14 protein-coding genes are annotated in these 17846 nt (G+C 70.0%); 13 read left to right on the top strand and 1 reads right to left on the bottom strand.

The features are described 5' to 3' along the window. The first annotated feature begins 116 nt into the window (after nt 1–116). The 13 genes from rplA to DFJ65_RS16020 all read left to right on the top strand — a co-directional run bounded on the left by rplA (nt 117) and on the right by DFJ65_RS16020 (nt 16398). Entirely contained in the window at nt 117–842 is a 726-nt protein-coding gene (gene rplA / locus DFJ65_RS16080; protein WP_115923900.1) for a 50S ribosomal protein L1, read from the top strand. A gap of 323 nt (nt 843–1165) precedes the next feature. Next, complete coding sequence (locus DFJ65_RS16075) at nt 1166–1360, top strand: hypothetical protein (protein WP_115923899.1); 195 nt, start codon at nt 1166–1168, stop codon at nt 1358–1360. 97 nt (nt 1361–1457) lie between these two features. Then, entirely contained in the window at nt 1458–1541 is an 84-nt protein-coding gene (gene kdpF / locus DFJ65_RS18520) for a K(+)-transporting ATPase subunit F (RefSeq protein ID WP_115923898.1), read from the top strand. A 3-nt stretch (nt 1542–1544) separates the two neighbouring features. After that, complete coding sequence (kdpA, locus tag DFJ65_RS16065; RefSeq protein ID WP_115923897.1) at nt 1545–3191, top strand: potassium-transporting ATPase subunit KdpA; 1647 nt, start codon at nt 1545–1547, stop codon at nt 3189–3191. After that, entirely contained in the window at nt 3188–5218 is a 2031-nt protein-coding gene (gene kdpB, locus DFJ65_RS16060) for a potassium-transporting ATPase subunit KdpB (protein ID WP_115923896.1), read from the top strand. Before kdpA ends, kdpB begins: the two co-directional genes overlap by 4 nt. 5 nt (nt 5219–5223) lie before the next feature. Then, nucleotides 5224–5793, top strand: coding sequence for a potassium-transporting ATPase subunit KdpC (gene kdpC, locus DFJ65_RS16055; RefSeq protein WP_115924410.1), 570 nt, complete (start codon nt 5224–5226; stop codon nt 5791–5793). Between the two features lie 34 nt (nt 5794–5827). Then, complete coding sequence (locus tag DFJ65_RS16050; RefSeq protein WP_115924408.1) at nt 5828–8335, top strand: DUF4118 domain-containing protein; 2508 nt, start codon at nt 5828–5830, stop codon at nt 8333–8335. Then, nucleotides 8328–9011 carry a response regulator transcription factor gene (locus tag DFJ65_RS16045; protein ID WP_115923895.1) on the top strand — a complete coding sequence of 228 codons (684 nt, stop codon included), beginning with the start codon at nt 8328–8330 and terminating at the stop codon, nt 9009–9011. The genes DFJ65_RS16050 and DFJ65_RS16045 overlap by 8 nt, the downstream gene beginning before the upstream one ends. Nucleotides 9012–9124: 113 nt before the next feature. Next, nucleotides 9125–10108 (top strand): hypothetical protein, encoded by a 984-nt coding sequence (locus tag DFJ65_RS16040; protein ID WP_115923894.1) that lies wholly within the window; start codon nt 9125–9127, stop codon nt 10106–10108. Between the two features lie 125 nt (nt 10109–10233). Beyond that, nucleotides 10234–11193 (top strand): hypothetical protein, encoded by a 960-nt coding sequence (locus DFJ65_RS16035; protein WP_115923893.1) that lies wholly within the window; start codon nt 10234–10236, stop codon nt 11191–11193. 290 nt (nt 11194–11483) lie between these two features. Beyond that, nucleotides 11484–12089, top strand: coding sequence for a 50S ribosomal protein L10 (gene rplJ / locus DFJ65_RS16030; protein ID WP_115923892.1), 606 nt, complete (start codon nt 11484–11486; stop codon nt 12087–12089). A 62-nt stretch (nt 12090–12151) separates the two neighbouring features. Continuing rightward, nucleotides 12152–12541, top strand: a complete 390-nt coding sequence (gene rplL / locus DFJ65_RS16025; protein WP_115923891.1) for a 50S ribosomal protein L7/L12 — start codon at nt 12152–12154, stop codon at nt 12539–12541. A gap of 350 nt (nt 12542–12891) precedes the next feature. Further along, entirely contained in the window at nt 12892–16398 is a 3507-nt protein-coding gene (locus DFJ65_RS16020) for an ATP-binding cassette domain-containing protein (protein WP_115923890.1), read from the top strand. A gap of 99 nt (nt 16399–16497) precedes the next feature. On the opposite strand, the gene DFJ65_RS16015 is transcribed toward DFJ65_RS16020, so the two are convergent. Beyond that, nucleotides 16498–17838, bottom strand: a complete 1341-nt coding sequence (locus DFJ65_RS16015) for a hypothetical protein (protein WP_115923889.1) — start codon at nt 17836–17838, stop codon at nt 16498–16500. Nucleotides 17839–17846 lie beyond the last annotated feature (8 nt).

The raw sequence follows: 17846 nt of genomic DNA, 5'->3' as shown, positions 1-17846 counted from the left end.
TCGCCTGAACCCCGCTGATTTGCGATAATGGACAGGTTGCCTCGACGGCAACACGTGGATGGGGCAGCGCTGCCCCGCACAACCACAACTCCCACTCACAACCTGAGGAGCACGCAATGGCGCGCAGCAAGAACTACCGCAAGGCCGCCGAGAAGATCGGCGAGGGCAAGGTCTACGCCCCGATCCAGGCCGTCCGCCTGGCGAAAGACTCGGCGACCACCAAGTACGACTCGACCGTCGAGGTCGCGTTCCGTCTCGGTGTCGACCCGCGCAAGGCCGACCAGATGGTGCGTGGCACCGTCAACCTGCCGCACGGCACCGGTAAGACCGCCCGTGTGCTCGTCTTCGCCAACGGCGACAAGGCCGCCGCGGCCGAGGCTGCCGGCGCCGACTTCGTCGGTTCCGACGACCTGATCGAGAAGGTCGCCGGCGGTTGGACCGACTTCGACGCCGTGGTCGCCACCCCCGACCTCATGGGCAAGGTCGGTCGCCTCGGTAAGGTGCTCGGCCCGCGTGGTCTGATGCCGAACCCGAAGACCGGCACCGTCACCATGGACACCGCGAAGGCCGTCAGCGACATCAAGGGCGGAAAGATCGAGTTCCGCGTCGACAAGCACAGCAACCTTCACTTCATCATCGGCAAGGCGTCCTTCGACGAGAAGGCTCTCGTCGAGAACTACGCCGCTGCGCTCGAGGAGATCCTGCGTCTGAAGCCGGCGTCGTCGAAGGGCCGCTACATCACCAAGGCGACCATGTCGACCACGATGGGCCCGGGCATCCCGCTCGACTCCACCGTGACCCGCAACCTCACCTCCGAGGACGCGGTTTCCGAAGAGGCCTGAGCCGAAACGCTCTCACCGAAGGGCCGTCACTGCTTCGCGCAGTGACGGCCCTTCGCCATGTCAGGGGCGGCCGATCACTGTTGGATCACGGCTTCGGGCCAATGCGCGGACGGCGGTCAAAGCCGAGAAGACGTACACGATGACAATGGTCGGCCGGCCGGGGTGATGTTGGATTCGGAAGGTCCGACGGCCACGCCCGGCGCGACGGAGACCATGACCGCGAAGGTCGATCAGTCGTCCGGCCTCAAGATGCAGATGTCCATCGGCGACGACCAGATCGTGCTCATCGACGGTTCGATGTACCTCAAAGCGAACCCGATTCCGTGCTCACCGGCATGGTCGCGACCCTCGCGCCGACGATCCGCTACTCCGCCTGGGGTGCGCGGTTCACGGTCACCAAGCCGCCGGCCGCCGACGTCATGTCGTTCGACGAGGCGATGAAGTCGATGACGTCCGATATGCCGACCGATGGGCCATCCGCCACGACGACGTACGGCTCGCTCGCGCCCACGCAGTAGCCGGGCGGCACGCGCTCGCGTCAAGACCGCGTCAAGACCCGTCAAGGCGGCCGGAAGCACCCCGGCCCGAGCGCCCGTCGGGCCTTGACTGGCAGGTATGGAAAATCTCGTCGCGGGCGTCATCGCGCTCGCCCTGATCGGCTACCTGCTGTACGCGCTGATCCACCCGGATCGGTTCTGAGCGATGAACGTGGGCTTGCAGACCGCGCTTTATCTGGCGACGGTGGCAGCGATCCTCGCGGTCGTGCACGTGCCGCTCGGCAACTGGATCCATCGGGCGCTCACCGACCCCCGGGACTGGCGCGGCGAACGGTGGATCTACCGGCTGGTGGGGGTCGACCCGCGCGTCGAACAGAGCTGGCGCTCCTACGCCGTAGCGGTCGTGGCGTTCGCAGCTGCTTCGATCGGGCTGCTGTTCGCGCTGATCATGGCGCAGGAGCTGCTGCCGGCGTCGTTCGGTCGCAGCCAGCACTGGCACACCGCCCTCAACACCGCGGTCTCCTTCACCACCAACACCAACTGGCAGTCGTACGCCGGTGAGCTGGGGGCCGGCTATCCGGTCGCCATGGCAGGCCTCACCGTGCAGAACTTCGTTTCCGCCGCCACCGGCCTTGCAGTGGCCGCCGCGCTGTGCCGCGGCATCGCCCGCAGTCGCGGCGCGACTATCGGCAACTTCTGGGTCGACCTCGTCCGCGGGTCGGTGCGGGTGCTGCTGCCGCTGGCCGCAGTGGCCGCGCTGGTGCTCGTGGCGGGCGGCGTGATCCAGAACCTCGCCGGCCCGCACACCATCGGCACGCTCGCGGGCGGCCACCAGGTGATCCAGGGCGGGCCGGTGGCCTCGCAGGAGGCGATCAAGGAGCTCGGCACCAACGGCGGCGGCATCTTCAACGCCAACTCGGCGCACCCGTTCGAGAACCCGAACCCGTTCACCAACCTGTTCGAGATCGTGCTCATGCTCGCGATCCCGTTCTCGATGCCGCGGGTCTACGGCCTGATGGTCGGCGACCGGCGGCAGGGCGCCGTACTGGTGTCGGTCATGGGCGTGCTGCTCGCCATCAGCGCTGCGCTCGGCACCTGGGCGGAGCACGCGACGTCGCTCACCGGAGCCGGCGCGATGGAGGGCAAGGAGCAGCGCTTCGGGCTCGTCGCCTCGATGATCTTCGGGGCGTCGACCACCGGCACGTCGACCGGGGCGGTCAACTCGATGCACGACTCGATGAGTCCGCTCGGCGGTGGCGTGCTGATGGTCAACATGATGCTCGGCGAGGTGTCGCCGGGCGGAGTCGGCACCGGCCTCTACGGCCTGCTGGTCTTCGTGTTGCTCACCGTCTTCATCGCGGGCTTGATGGTCGGCCGCACCCCCGAACTGCTCGGCAAGTCGATCGGTCGCCGCGAGATCACGTACGCCGCATTGGCCACCATCACGACGCCGATGCTGGTGCTGCTGGCCACCGGCTCCGCGGTGGTGACACCGACCGCCGTGTCGGCGCTCACCAACTCCGGCCCGCACGGCCTGTCGGAACTGCTGTACGCCTACACGTCCGCGTCGAACAACAACGGCTCGGCGTTCGCCGGCCTCAGCAGCGACCAGCCCTTCCTCAACCTCACCCTCGCGGTCAGCATGCTGCTCGGACGGTTCGTGCCGATCGTGCTCGTGCTGGCGCTCGCCGGGGCGTTGGTGCGTCAGCCGCGCCGCGCCGCCACCGCCGGCACCATGCCCACGCACGGCGGCGTGTTCGCCGCGCTGCTGGTCGGCATCGTGCTCGTCGTCGCCGGCCTCACCTTCCTGCCCGCTCTTTCGCTCGGCCCGATCGCGGAGGCCCTCTCATGAACGCCGATCCCCGACTCCTGCACACCGCCCACGAGGCGCTGCCGCAGGCATTGTCCAAACTCGACCCGCGTCACCTCGTGCGCACCCCGGTGATCTTCGTGGTGTGGATCGGATCGGTGCTCACCACCGTCCTGTCGGTGCTGCACCCGTCCGTCTTCTCGATCGCGGTGGCCGCCTGGCTGTGGCTCACGATCGTGTTCGCCAACCTGGCCGAGGCGGTGGCCGAGGGCCGCGGCAAGGCGCAGGCCGAGAGCCTGCGCCGCACCCGCACCGAGTCGGTGGCCCACCGGCTCGTCTCCGGCTCGGCCGACGGCGCGATCGAACAGGTGCCCGGCACCACCCTGCGGGTCGGCGACCGGGTCGTGGTCGAGGCCGGTCAGGTGATCCCGGGCGACGGCGACGTCGTCGAGGGCGTCGCCAGCGTCGACGAATCGGCGATCACCGGCGAATCTGCGCCGGTCATCAGGGAATCCGGCGGCGACCGATGCGCCGTCACCGGCGGCACGACCGTGCTGTCCGACCGCATCGTCGTGCAGATCACCAGCAAGCCGGGGGAGACCTTCGTCGACCGGATGATCGCGTTGGTCGAGGGCGCGCAGCGGCAGAAGACCCCGAACGAGATCGCCCTCGGCATCCTGCTGACCGCGCTCACGCTCATCTTCGTGCTGGCGGTGTCGATGATCCAGCCCATGGCCTCCTACTCCGGCCACGACGTGTCGGTGGTCGTGCTGGTGGCCCTCTTGGTCTGCCTCATCCCCACCACGATCGGAGCGCTGCTGTCGGCGATCGGCATCGCCGGCATGGACCGCCTCGTGCAGCACAACGTGCTCGCGATGTCGGGCCGCGCGGTAGAGGCCGCCGGCGACGTGTCGACGCTGCTGCTCGACAAGACGGGCACGATCACCTACGGCAACCGGCGGGCCTGCGAGTTCGTGCCGGTGACCGGTGCCGAGCAGGCCGAGCTGGTGCAGGCCGCCTACCTGTCGTCGCTGGCCGACGAGACACCCGAGGGCCGCTCGATCGTCGAGTTGGCGCTCGCGCAGGGCGCCTCGGCGCAGACCGTCGAGCGCGGGATCACGGTGCCGTTCACCGCGCAGACCCGGATGTCGGGTGTCGACCTGCCGGACGGCGCCGCCGTGCGCAAGGGTGCGGGCACGGCCGTCGGTGGCTGGCTGGCCGAGCACGGAGCACGGCTCGACGATGACACGCAGGCCACGATCGACCGCATTGCCGGCGACGGCGGCACCCCGCTGGTGGTCGGCTGCAGCGGCGCCCACGGCGCAGCCCGCGCCCTCGGCGTGGTGCACCTGAAGGACGTCGTGAAGCCGGGCATGCGTGAGCGGTTCGACGAGCTGCGCCACATGGGCATCCGCACTGTCATGATCACCGGCGACAACCCGCTCACCGCGGCCTCGATCGCTGCCGAGGCGGGGGTTGACGACTTCCTCGCCGAGGCCACTCCCGAAGACAAGATGCGGTTGATCAAGGCCGAGCAGGAGGGCGGACGGCTGGTGGCGATGACCGGCGACGGCACCAACGACGCACCGGCCCTCGCGCAGGCCGACGTGGGCGTCGCGATGAACACCGGCACCTCCGCCGCGAAGGAGGCCGGCAACATGGTCGACCTCGACTCCGACCCCACCAAGCTCATCGACATCGTCGGCATCGGCAAACAACTGCTGATCACCCGCGGCGCGTTGACCACCTTCTCGATCGCGAACGACATCGCGAAGTACTTCGCGATCATCCCGGCGATGTTCGTGCCGATCTTCCCCGGGCTGGCCCGGCTCGACGTGATGCGGTTGCACAGCCCCGAGTCGGCGATGCTGTCGGCCGTCATCTTCAATGCACTCATCATCGTGGCGTTGATTCCGTTGTCGCTCAGGGGAGTTCGCTACAGGGCGCTCAACGCGACCGCACTGTTGCGGCGCAACCTGCTGATCTACGGACTCGGCGGCGTCGTCGCGCCGTTCGTCGGTATCAAACTCATCGACCTGCTCGTGGGGCTGCTGCCCGGATTGAAGTGATCACCATGACCGTCACCCGCCAGGCGCTCGCCGCCGTCCGCGCCCTGTTGGTGCTCACGCTGCTGCTCGGCCTCGCCTACCCGCTCGCCGTCACCGCCGCCGCACGGGCGCTGCCGGGGCGCGCCGACGGCTCGCTCGTCACCTCCCAGGGGCGGGTGGTCGGGTCGAGCCTGATCGGCCAGCAGTTCACCGGGGCGCAGTGGTTCCAGCCGCGTCCGTCGGCGTTCGACTACGCCGGCGGCACCAGCGGCGGCACCAACTACGCCCAGGCGAATCCCGACCAGCGGGCGCTGGTGGCCAAGCGGGCCGCCACCCTGCGCGCACAGAACCCGGACGCGAAGGGGCCGGTGCCCGCCGACGCACTCACCGCGTCGGCCAGCGGACTCGACCCTGACATCTCGCCGTCGTACGCGTCGTGGCAGGTGCCGCGGGTGGCCGCCGCCCGGGCCTTGCCGCGCGCCACCGTCGAGGCACTGGTGCGGGCGAATACCAGCTCAGCCGGCTATCTCGGACAGCCGAGGGTGAACGTGCTCGAACTCAACCTCGCCCTGCAGCGCGCCGTCGCACAGCGATGAGCCGCACGAGCCGGAGGCAGGAGACAATGTGACGGTGACACGGGGCGTTCTGCGGATCTACCTGGGTGCCGCCCCGGGCGTCGGCAAGACGGTCGCGATGCTCGGCGAAGGCCGCCGGCGGCTCGACCGCGGCACCGACGTCGTCGTCGGCTACGTCGACACCCACGGCCGTCCGCACACCGCCGCCGCCCTCGACGGGTTGGAGGTGGTGCCGTGTCGCAGCATCGAACACCGGGGCACCGCCTTCGAGGAGATGGACACGGCGGCGATCATCGCCCGGCGTCCGCAGGTGGCGCTGGTCGACGAACTCGCGCACACGAACGTGCCCGGCAGCACCCACGACAAACGCTGGCAGGACGTGCACGACCTGCTCGCTGCCGGCATCGACGTGATCTCGACGGTGAACATCCAGCACCTCGAGTCGCTCAACGACGCCACCTTGAGCATCACCGGCGTGGTGCAACGCGAGACGGTGCCCGACGCAGTGGTGCGCGCCGCCGACCAGATCGAACTGGTCGACATGTCGCCGGAGGCGCTGCGCCGGCGGATGGCGCACGGCAACGTCTACGCGGCGCAGAAGGTCGACGCGGCGTTGGCCAACTACTTCCGGCTGGGCAACCTCAGCGCGCTGCGCGAACTGGCGCTGCTGTGGCTGGCCGACCGGGTGGAGGAGAACCTCGACCGCTACCGCAGCGACCACTCGATCACCGGCACCTGGCCCACACGCACCCGCGTGGTCGTGGCGTTGTCGGGCGGCCCGGAAGGGGCGACGCTGCTGCGCCGGGCGGCGCGGTTGGCGCTCGCGGGCAACGCCGGCGAGTTGCACGCGGTCTACGTCGCGCGGGCCGACGGCCTCACCGACTCCTCCGGTGCCCAGATCGACCGGTTGCGTCGCCTCACCGCAGACCTCGGCGGCACCTTCCACACCGTCGGCGGTAACGACGCCGCGGCCGCCGTGCTCGACTACGCCCGCGCCGTCAATGCCCAGCACGTCATCATCGGCCTCGGCCGCTCGCCGCGCTGGCGCAGCATGCTGCGACCGAGCACCGGCGAGCGGATCATCGCGGGCTCGGGCGAGGACATCGACGTGCACGTCGTCACCCACGAGCTGGCCCGCAGCACGCCACCGCCGCGGCCGGGGGCGGCACTGCCCGGACGCCGGGTGGCCCAGGGCGCGGTGCTGGCGGTCGTCATGCCCTGCCTGCTCACCCTCGGGTTGCAGCAGCTGGGTCGGCCGAGCCTGCCGGTGATCGTGCAGCTCTACCTGCTGGTGACGGTGCTCATCGCGCTGGTCGGTGGCCTCTGGCCGGCCATCGCGGCGGGGGTGATCTCGTCGCTGCTGATCAACTGGTACTTCACGTCGCCACTCGGCACGCTGACCATCGCCGACGGCGAGAACGCGTTCGCTCTGCTGTTGTTCGTGGCGGTCGGCGCGGTGGTGTCCGCGGTGGTGCACCGCAGCGCCCGGCGCGCCGCAGCTGTCACCGCGTCGGCGCACGAGGTGCGCGCTCTGGCCGAGCTCAGCCACAGCATGTTGAGCTCGACCGACCAGCTCGCGCTGCTGGTCGACCGGGCCGCGGAGATGTTCGGTCAGACCTCGGTCGCGGTCGTGTGCCGTGTCGGCGACGAGCACGAATTAGTCGCTGCGACAGGAGAATTCCCGGCCGACCCGGTCGCCGGCGCATCCCGCACGATCGAGCGGGTCGACGACGACCACCACCTGGTGCTGGTCGGCCCACCGGTGCCGGCCGACCGGCAACGGCTGCTCAGTGCCTACGCCGCACATGCCGCGGCCGTGCTCAATCGGCGCCGGCTGCAGCGCCTTGCGGAGTCGGCCGAGGGACTCGAACGCGACAATCGGGCCCGCACCGCCTTGTTGTCGGCGGTGTCGCACGACCTGCGCACCCCGCTGGCCGGTATCAAGGCCGCCGTCGGCAGTCTGCGCAGCACCGAGGTGACCTTCGACCCGTCCGACGAAGCCGAGCTGCTCGAAGCCATCGAGCAGTCGGCTGACCGGCTCGACGCACTCATCGACAATCTGCTCGCGATGTCGCGGCTGCAGGTCGGCGGGCTGGTCGCCGACCCGCGTCCGGTCGACCTCGCCGAGGTGATCGAATCGGAAGTGCGCGCCCTGCCCGAACCCTCGCGCGTCGAGTGGACGCTCGGACCCGACGCCCGTCGGGTCGTGGCCGACCCGGGGCTGCTCGACCGGGTGCTGGGCAATGTGCTGGAGAACGCCCTGCGTTTCCAGCCGGCAGCAGGACCGGTGCGCGTGTCTACAGGACGCATCGGCGATCGGGTGCTGCTGCGCGTCGTCGACCAGGGGCCAGGTGTGCCGGCTGCCGCGATGGAGACGATCTTCCGGCCGTTTCAGCGCTACGGCGATACGCCGTCCGGCGACGGGGTGGGGCTCGGGCTGGCGGTCGCCCGCGGCTTCGCCGAGGCGATGGGCGCCACCCTGGCGGCCGAGGACACTCCGGGCGGCGGCGTCACCATGGTGGTGAGCCTGCAGGCCCACGACGGAAGGCCCACCTATGAATGACCGGCTGCTGGTCGTCGACGACGACCCCACGATCCTGCGCACCCTGCGAATCAACCTCAAGGCGCGCGGCATGGACGTCGAGACGGTCACCAACGGGGCCGACGCGTTGTCCGCGATCGACGAGCAGCCGCCCGACCTCGTCGTGCTCGACCTCGGCCTGCCCGACCTCGACGGGGTGGAGGTGCTGCGCCGCATCCGCCGCGTCTCGGTCGTGCCGGTGGTGGTGCTGTCGGCCCGGCACGAGTCGGACGACAAGGTGGAGGCCCTCGACGAGGGTGCCGACGACTACGTCACCAAACCGTTCGGCATCGACGAGCTGATGGCGCGCATCCGGGCGGCGCTGCGCCGGGTGGGCACCGCCCTCGACAACGCGCCGGACGTCGTGACCGACGACTTCCGACTCGACTTCGCCACCTGCACCGCCAGCACCGACGGTGGGCCGGTGCACCTCACCCCGACCGAGTGGCGACTGCTCGCGACGCTGGCCCGGCACCGCGGCCAGGTGGTGCCCCACGAGATGCTGCTGCGATCGGTGTGGGGCCCGCAGTACGGGCGGGAGTCGAACTACCTGCGGGTCTACATGGGGCAGCTGCGGCGCAAGCTCGAGCGGGAGCCGGCCGCCCCGCGCTGGCTGATCACCACCCCCGGCATCGGCTACCAGTTGCGCGCCCACTGAGCGTCTGCGCAATCCCGAGGGAACCGCAGCGCACTCGCCCACGTCGCAGCACCGGCGCAGCCGGCCCCTCTGGCCGGCTCGCCTCGATCGTCTGCTGATTCCGGGAGGGACTCATGAAGATCCTGCTGCGCACCACCGTCACGTTCGCGGCGGTGGGCCTGTTAGCCGCCTGTAACAACACGACGGTCACGCAGAACACCTCGACCGCGACCAGCAGTTCGTCGTCGTCCAGCGCTTCGTCGGGCTCGTCCTCGTCCGGTGGTTCGACGTCGTCGAGCACGTCGAGCGCCCCGAGTTCGACGAGCACTTCGGCGCCGTCCGCCGGCTCGAAGGTGTCGGGCGACACGATCGCCGGGCAGATCCGCACCGGCATCCAAGGGCAGGCCGGCGTGAAGTTCAAGGAAGGCCGCCGCGACGCGAGCGGCAACCTGCGCACCTCGACCACCGGCACCGCCAACGGCGAGTTCGCGATCAAGGACCCGCTGACCGGCAAGTACAACGACACGTCCTCGCGGATGGAGAACACCGTCGTGATCGACGGCGTCGCGTACGGCTACTACCGCAACGCCAAGATGTGGGTGAAGGCCGGCGACAACCCGTCAGCGCTCGAACTCAGCTTCAAAACGGCCTACACCGCGCAGCTGTGCAAGCTCGACCCGCGAGTCGTCGCCGAGATGGTCGCCGGCGGCCAGGGCGAGTCGAAGGGCGAGGCCGACGTCGACGGGGTGAAGGCCACGCATTACGCCGTGACCAACACCGTCGCGCAGCTGATGCAGAAGCAGGTCAACGGCATGAAGCAGCACGGCTGCGACGTGCTCGCCGTGCCGTCGAACCAGACCAGCTACGACTCGACGATCAAGCGCGACGGCACGAAGAGCTACACGCTCGACGTCTACCTCGACCCGCACGGCAAGCTGGTGCGCTACGACGAACCCACCGGCGGCACCAGCACCAGCCGCACCTCGATCACCTACACCGACTGGGGCGCCACCGTGAACCCGACCGCGCCGGCCGACGCGAAGACCTTCGACGAAGCGCGCAGCAAGGCGACGGGCTCGGGTTCGGCGTCACCGACGTCCGGCTCCTCGGCCGCCTGATTCCTTCCCGACACCCTGTGGCCGGCCCACCCCCTGACAGCCCGCTCACAGGGTGTCGGTGCGTGTGGCTACGATTGCGCGATCGGTCGACGGTGTGTGCGACCACAGGGATACAGGGGAAACAGATGGTGCAACTCGTCAGGCCGTTGCTTGCCGGCTCACTCGTGCTCGCGCTCGCGGGCTGCGGCGGGGGAGCGACCACGTCGGCCGGCTCCACCTCGACCACCACCTCGACCCCCGCATCTGCCGGTGGTTCGACGACCAGCTCAGCCCCATCGACCACCACCTCGACGAGCTCCACCACGTCGAGCACCTCCACCGCACCGGCGCCCACCGCGGGTCAGCAGATCACCGGCACCGACTTCGCGGCACCGATCCGCACCGCCGTCAACGCGGTGAAGTCCTACTCGATCGAGGAACGTCGCTCGACTGACCCCGCACCCAGCACCGGCAGCGTCTCAGCCTTCGGCACCGACGCGATGGTGTTCCAGATGGAGATGCCCGGCGTCATGTCGATGCGCTACCTCGACGGCAACGCCTACATGCGGTCGCCCGACCTCGGCCCCAAGTGGGTGAAGTTCCGCAAGGACAGCACTCAGCCCGAGGTGCAGCAGATGCTCGCCTCGGTGACCAGTGACATCGGCGAGAACCGCGACCTCGAGGTCTGGGAGAACAGCAAGGTCACCTTCGTCGGCGCCGAGCCCGTGGGCGCCCACTACAAGGTGGTCGCGCCGGCCGACCGGTTCTACGACTCGGTGGTCGACGAGGAGTCGACAACCGAGAACGGCGAGGAGGTCAACACCTCGGCCGACAAGGCCAAACTCACCGGCAAGACGGTCACCTACGACGTGTGGCTCGACGGGCAGCAGCGTCCGGCCCGTATCAAGCTCGACTCCACCAGCCTGTCCGGGCTGAAGTTCTCCGCCATGACCGAAGACGTCGTGTTCCGCTCGACGACGACGTTCAGCAAGTGGGGTGAGCCGGTCACCGTGCAGGCGCCGCCGGCCGCCCAGACGACGGACGCCGACGAGCTGGCTGCCGACGGGGCGTTCGGTTCCGCTCCGGGAGCGACCAGCGCGGCCTGATCGGCCGGCGCTGCGGGTGGGGTTGCGCTGTGGGTCGACGGGCCGGCCGATTTGGTCGGAACCGCCGTCCGCCCGTAGCATGGTCACACCAATGACCGCCGGTCGGTGCTTGCTCGCAAGAGTAGCGTCCGAAGGTCCCGCCGAGACGGGCGACCAGCGCAGGTGAGCTTCAAGGAACAACAGATCGTCCGGCGCGTCCGCGCGCCGTCCGAGTTTGTGAGCCCCGAGCGCATCTGCGCCGGGGCTTTTTTCGTCGGGGCGACCGGCAACCACGATCGAAGGAGGTCCGCATGGCGAAGTCCGACAAGAACGCCGCCATTGCCGAGCTCACGGGCAAGTTCCGTGAGTCGGGTGCGGCCGTGCTGACGGAGTACCGCGGTTTGACCGTGGCGCAGCTGACCCAGCTGCGTAATGACCTCCGCGAGCACGCGACCTACGCCGTGGTGAAGAACACGCTCACCGAGCGCGCTGCTGCCGAAGCCGGAGTCACGGCTTTCGACGGTCAGCTCGTCGGCCCCTCCGCGATCGCCTTCGTCACCGGTGACCCGGTCGAGGCGGCCAAGAAGCTGCGTGACTTCGCCAAGGCCAACCCGCTCCTCGTGATCAAGGGCGGCGTGCTTGACGGCAAGCCGCTCTCGGCCGAGGAGATCACCAAGCTCGCGAGCTTGGAGTCCCGCGAGGTGCTGCTCGCCAAGCTGGCCGGCGCGATGAACGCGTCGCTCAGCCAGGCTGTGTACCTCTTTGCTGCCCCGCTGTCGCAGACCGCTCGCGTGGTCGACGCGCTGCGCGCCAAGGTCGAGACCGAGGGCCCCGCGGCTCCGGCCGACGAGGCGCCGGCCGCTGCTGCGGACGAGGCCAGCACCACCGACGTCGCCGAGGGTGGCGACGAGAACTGAGCATCCCGCTCGGTTCAACTTCACAAAACAGCCACTCACGGCACTAACGAAAGGAAGCCATCATGGCGAAGCTCAGCACTGACGAGCTCCTTGAGGCCTTCAAGGAAATGACCCTCATCGAGCTCTCGGAGTTCGTGAAGCAGTTCGAGGACACCTTCAACGTCACCGCTGCGGCCCCGGTCGCGGTTGCTGGCGCCGCCCCGGCAGCAGGCGGCGGCGACGCCGGCGCTGCTGAGGAGCAGTCGGAGTTCGACGTCGTCCTGGTCTCGGCCGGTGACAAGAAGATCGGCGTCATCAAGGAGGTGCGCGCCCTCACCTCCCTCGGCCTGAAGGAGGCCAAGGACCTGGTCGACGGTGCGCCGAAGCCGGTTCTGGAGAAGGTCGACAAGGCTGCGGCCGAGAAGGCCAAGGAGCAGCTCGAGGGCGCCGGCGCGACCGTCGAGCTCAAGTGAGCCTCGCTGCGTAAGCAGCAACTCCTTAGAGCGGGTCGGATCCGAAAGGGTCCGGCCCGCCTTGTTGTGCGCAATCCCCTCGGGGGAGCCTCCGTCGGGGCGTCGCCGGCGGCCGGGGTTGGTTGTGATCGGGGTAGTTGGTGGCGAATCGTGGAGCTCTACCTCCACAAGTCGCATCCAACGACGCGACTCGGATCCAACTCGCCCCGCGCCGTCCACACAGTTCGCCCGCCATACGCCGTCCGCACACCCCCGGACGGCGTCCGCCCGCCTCACCCGCCCGGACGGCGCCCGCCGGGCGGTAATTCGTTCGCGGGCTGTCGATGCCCGGGCCTATTCTGAAATACGCCATGACCACCACCTTGACGCCGACCGCCACCCCTGAGTCGGCCAGCCCCGTCCCGCCTGATTCGCCTGAACGACGGGTCGATTGGCGTCGTGTTCGCCACCCCGTCGCGCTCGTGGCGCTCATCGCGCTCGCCTGCGCCGCGCTCGGCCAGACCTTCGGCACCGTCGTCGCCGGACGGCTCGCCGAGCACGCCACGGTCAATCTCGTCTGGTTGCTCTTCGGCTGCGTCGTCGGCGGCGCCGTGCTCGACTCCGCCGGACGCTTCCTCTGGTCGGGTGTCATCGACCGCGCCGAGGGCACACTGCGCGGAGACCTGCTCGACGCGGCGTTGCACCAGCCGCTGCACGCCCTCACCGAGCAGGCCGTCGGCGAGGTGCTCGACCGCGTCGACGACGACACCCACGAGGTGGGCACCCTCGTGCGCACCCAACTGTGGGGTGTCATGCGCGCGCTGCTCGGCATCGTGCCGATGTGGATCGTGGCCGCGATCACCTGGTGGCCGGCCTGGATCCTCTTCCCGATCGCGTCGGCCGCGACCATGTGGGTGATGCGGCCGTTCATGAAGACGATCGCCGAGCGCAAGGTCATCGAGGAGATGGCCTGGACCGACCACGCCGCCGCCCTTGAGGAGGGCGTCGCCGGTCGTGACGACCTGCGCACCAGCCTCGGCCAGGCTTTCGCGATCCGCCGCCTCGCGGCGCTGTCGGCGAGGGTGCACGACTTGTTCAACCAGGTGCTGCAGCTCGAGCGCAAGATGACCATGCGGGCGGGCCTCATGCTGCACGCGCTGCTGGCCGCCGTGGCGGTCGCGGGGGTGGCGCTGGCGACGTCCGACAAGTTGTCGGTGGCCCAGTTGGTCACGTTGTTCCTGGTCACGAGCGTTTTCGTCGGTCGCATCTACGACGTCGCCCACCAGCTTCCCGAACTGCAGGCCGGGCTCGGCGCCGTCATCCGCCTGCGCCAGATGCTCGCGCTCGCACCCGAGCCGGTCGGTGGCGACGAGTTGCCCGCAGGCGGCCTCGATCTGCGCTTCGACGACCTGAGCTTCTCCTACGAGGAGGGTTCGTTCGCACTGCAGGGCATCGACCTACACGTGCCGGCCGGTCAGACGATCGCGCTGGTCGGACGCACCGGATCGGGCAAGTCGACCCTCGCGTCGCTGGTGTCGCGCGCCGTCGAACCCGAGCGCGGTTCGGTGCTGCTCGGCGGGGCCGACGTGCTGGACCTCGACCTGCACGCGCTGCGCCAGGCCGTCGGCGTGGTCACTCAGCGCACCGAGATCGTTGCCGGCACGCTCGCCGAAAACATCACCCTCTTCGCCGACCAGCCGCGCGACAAGGTGCAGGCCGCCGTCACCGAGCTCGGCCTCGACGACTGGGTGGCCGGTCTGCCCGAGGGACTCGACACCGTGCTCGGCCCCGGCGGCACCATGCTGTCGGCGGGGGAGGAGCAGTTGCTCGCGTTCGCCCGGCTGCTGGTGCGCGACGTCCGGGTGGTGGTGCTCGACGAGGCCACCGCCCGCATGGACCCGCTCACCGAGGCGCGCGTCGTCGCCGCGGCCGAGCGACTGCTGCGCGGGCGCACCGGCATCCTGGTCGCCCACCGGCTCACCACGACCGCGCGGGCCGACCTGGTCGCGGTGCTCGACCACGGACGCGTCGTGCAGTCGGGCAGCCGCGCCCGCCTGGCCGTCGAGCCCGGACCGTTCCGCGACCTGCTGGCCGCCGCGAGCACCGTCACCGACGAGCCCGAGCCCGAGGTCGTCGCCGGAGCCGTCGGTGCGGCCCGCCGCAAGGGCACCCCGCCCGAGCGCCCGCAGGTCGACGACGGTCCGTCGCTGGCGCGCGGCATCTGGCACGTGCTGATGGTGCGGCCGCGATGGGGCCTCACCGCGATCGTGCTCTTCCTCGCCTCGGCGGTGCTCGGCTCGGTGGGTTCGCTCACCGGGTACGTCTGGGGTTCGACCGTCGAGAACCTGCGCGACGGATCCCTCAACAACTGGTGGATGGTCGCGCTCGTCGCGTGCATCCTCGCCGGGCCGATGCTGTTGGCGATCGCGATCGCGCTCTATCCGCGCTGGTGGGTCGAGGTGCTGCTGCGGGTGCGCATGTCGGTGCTGGTCGGTCAGACCGCCCAGCGCCGGCTCGACCCGACACCGCCCGGCGAGGTCGTCGCCCGCGCGATGGACTCCGACCGCTACGCCCGCTACGCCGACCGCTGGGTCGACTTCGTCAACGGGCTCGCGATCGCCGTCATCACCGCGATCGTGGCCGGCACCCCGCTGGCCGGTCTGGTGCTCGGCGTCGTCATGCTCGCCTCGGCGCTCGCATCGGCGATCGGTCGCCCGATCGCCGGTCGTTCGGCCACCAAGGCGTCGGCGCAGCGTGCCCGCTTCGGTCGGGCGCTGGTCTCCAGCCTCGACTCCGCCCGCACGATCAAGCTGGCCGGTCGCACCCCCGAGGTGCACCGCCACCTGCGTGAGGTCGACTCCGGACGCGTCGACGCCGCCGTCCGCGAACACCGGGTGCAGGCCGTGCTCGACGGCGTGCCGACCGTGATGGTGCAGGTCGGCGCGGTCGCCGCCTGGGCCGCACTGCTCTGGGACGTCTGGGGTCTGGCCACGGCGCTGCTGGTGGTCAACGCCGTCAACGGGTTCGACTGGTTCGGGCGCGTCGCAGGCGCGGTCGTCACCGAGGCCCCGGGCACCCGCTCCTGGCAGAAGGCCACGAGCCGCCTCGCCGGGGGAGTCGACCTGATGGACCTCCCCGAGGGTGTCGACCTGCTCACCGGCAAGGCGCCGGCGGTCGAAGAACCGGAGCGAACTGCGTTGCGGTCGTTGGAACTTCGTCACCTGAGCGCGGTGCACGACGACGGCACGGTGGGTGTCGAGGACGTCGACCTGACCGTGCAGCGCGGCGAGCTGGTGCTGCTGCTGGGCCAGGTGGGTTCGGGCAAGTCGAGCCTGCTGCGCTCGCTGGCCGGGCTGCTCGACCACGACGGTTCGGTGCGCTGGAACGGCGAGGAGATCGACGACGCCGAGTTGTTCATGCGGCCCGGTCAGGTCGCGTACGTCGGCCAGGTGCCGCGCGTGCTGTCGGGCACCTTCTCCGACAACGTGCAGCTCGGGTTCGACCGTGACTTCGAGCGCCCCGTGGCCGACGCCCGGCTCACCCCCGACGTCGCATCCGCCGGTGGCGCGCAGGCGCTCGTGGGGCACCGCGGCGTTCGGCTGTCGGGTGGCCAGGTGCAGCGGCTCGCGCTGGCCCGTGCGCTCGCCGCGGACGCCGAACTGCTGCTGGCCGACGACGTGTCGAGCGCGCTCGACGCCACCACCGAGATCGAGCTGTGGCAGGCGCTGCGGGCCCGCTCGGCCACGGTGATCGGCGCCACCTCGAAGCGAGCCGCGCTGGCGCAGGCCGACAACGTGGTGGTGCTGGTCGAGGGACGCGTCGCGGCGACCGGTCCGTGGTCGCAGCTGTCGGCCGACTGGGGCCACCTCGCCGGCTGACCACAACTGGCGATCCAGCTCGCTTCTTGACCTCCAGATCGCAGCTGGTGCCGCCGGCGCTACCAGTTGCGGTCCGGATGGCCAGTCGTCGTCCGGACGCTAGCGCGAACCGACGTACCTCCACGCACGCTTCGCCATGGCGGCACCCGCAGCGGGGGAGGCCTCGAAGCGGCCGGAGATGTCGAACAGCACATGGGCCGCGGCGCCCGACCCGTTGTGGACACCCAGCAGCTTGTTCTGCGCGGTCGTCGGGTCGTACCCGAGGACGACGGCAGCACCGGAGGCACGGTTCTGCCCGGCCATGGTGTTGGTGGTCGAGGCGATCGGCCGTGGAAGCCCCCCGCTCCAGAACAACGAGTACCCCGAGGACGATCCGGCGATCATCGTCGCGTTGCCGACCATCGTCCAGGTGTTCGCGGTGCGCGCGTTCGCCGCTGCCGGCACGGCGATCGAAAGCGTCGACCGTGCCTTCAACGCGCTGGTTCTGCGGGTGTCGAGGAATCGCCACGGCGTGATCGGACGGTAGGTGGCGGCGGTGAATCGTCCCGCGTCCCCGACCGAATCGATGACGATGTGGGTCGGGCCACCGGTGGCACGGACGGTGAACTCGAAGACGCCGGCCGCGACCTTGCGTACCGGCACGGCGACGAACGAGGCGATGTTCTCGCCGCGACGGAAGTTCAGCACGGATGTGGGCGGCGGCGTGGTCGTCCGGCCGTCCCAGGCCTGCAGGTAGCCGTTGCCGGTGGGCGAGGCTGCGGTCATCTGCACGAGGGCGGTGTTGATGTCGGCATCCGAGAACGGCGTCTCGAAGCGAATCGTTCGTGTCCTGTCGCCGCCGAGCGGCCCGTCACCGTTGAAACGGGAGTCGTAGAACCGCGCCGGGTCGGTGATGTCGACCTGGGAGGCGACCACATCGGCCGGCAACGTGGCGCCGCTGGTGAACCAGCCGATGACGTCCAGGATCACGTTGCTCGACCCGGCACCCTCGGTGACGTCGAGCGTTCCGTCGGCTGCAACGGGCACGATCGTCGTGTTCGCCAGTTGGTGGTTGCCGGCGGGGAAGTTCACCGTCGACACGGCAGGAGACCGACCGGTGTTCTTCTGCTGCGTCGTGACGTAACCGGCAGCCGAGGTGTTGGCGACGGTCGTCGTGACCATCACGGCCGACACCTGGTCGGGCGCCACGGTGGCGCCGGACGCGGTTCGAAGGCGGGAGACGACGTCGACGATGCGCGATTCGTCGGGCCGCATCGGTCGCGCCTCACCGGCCGCCAACGACGGGAAACGGGTGTCGAACACACGGGTCGGGGAGGGCAGAGGGACGTACTCACCCGGCGTGGCCGCGGCCCGAGCGGCAGGGGCGGCAACGCCACCCGACAGGGCGAGGGCAGCGGTGCAGGCGACGGCGGAGCAGAACCGAACGGGGCTGAGCTTCATGGCAATCC

The organism is Calidifontibacter indicus, assembly GCF_003386865.1.
Classification (GTDB): Bacteria; Actinomycetota; Actinomycetes; order Actinomycetales; family Dermatophilaceae; genus Yimella; species Yimella indica.
Note: the sequence above shows the minus strand (reverse complement) of the source record. Positions and strands in the feature narration are given on the sequence as shown.

What these genes read in the sequence shown, in the direction of transcription:
- DFJ65_RS16015 (WP_115923889.1), bottom strand. Translation starts at nt 17,838, where the DNA reads ATGAAGCTCAGCCCCGTTCGGTTCTGCTCCGCCGTCGCCTGCACCGCT.
- DFJ65_RS16020 (WP_115923890.1), top strand. Translation starts at nt 12,892, where the DNA reads ATGACCACCACCTTGACGCCGACCGCCACCCCTGAGTCGGCCAGCCCC.
- kdpF (WP_115923898.1), top strand. Translation starts at nt 1,458, where the DNA reads ATGGAAAATCTCGTCGCGGGCGTCATCGCGCTCGCCCTGATCGGCTAC.
- rplA (WP_115923900.1), top strand. Translation starts at nt 117, where the DNA reads ATGGCGCGCAGCAAGAACTACCGCAAGGCCGCCGAGAAGATCGGCGAG.
- kdpC (WP_115924410.1), top strand. Translation starts at nt 5,224, where the DNA reads ATGACCGTCACCCGCCAGGCGCTCGCCGCCGTCCGCGCCCTGTTGGTG.
- rplJ (WP_115923892.1), top strand. Translation starts at nt 11,484, where the DNA reads ATGGCGAAGTCCGACAAGAACGCCGCCATTGCCGAGCTCACGGGCAAG.
- DFJ65_RS16035 (WP_115923893.1), top strand. Translation starts at nt 10,234, where the DNA reads ATGGTGCAACTCGTCAGGCCGTTGCTTGCCGGCTCACTCGTGCTCGCG.
- kdpB (WP_115923896.1), top strand. Translation starts at nt 3,188, where the DNA reads ATGAACGCCGATCCCCGACTCCTGCACACCGCCCACGAGGCGCTGCCG.
- DFJ65_RS16040 (WP_115923894.1), top strand. Translation starts at nt 9,125, where the DNA reads ATGAAGATCCTGCTGCGCACCACCGTCACGTTCGCGGCGGTGGGCCTG.
- rplL (WP_115923891.1), top strand. Translation starts at nt 12,152, where the DNA reads ATGGCGAAGCTCAGCACTGACGAGCTCCTTGAGGCCTTCAAGGAAATG.
- DFJ65_RS16045 (WP_115923895.1), top strand. Translation starts at nt 8,328, where the DNA reads ATGAATGACCGGCTGCTGGTCGTCGACGACGACCCCACGATCCTGCGC.
- kdpA (WP_115923897.1), top strand. Translation starts at nt 1,545, where the DNA reads ATGAACGTGGGCTTGCAGACCGCGCTTTATCTGGCGACGGTGGCAGCG.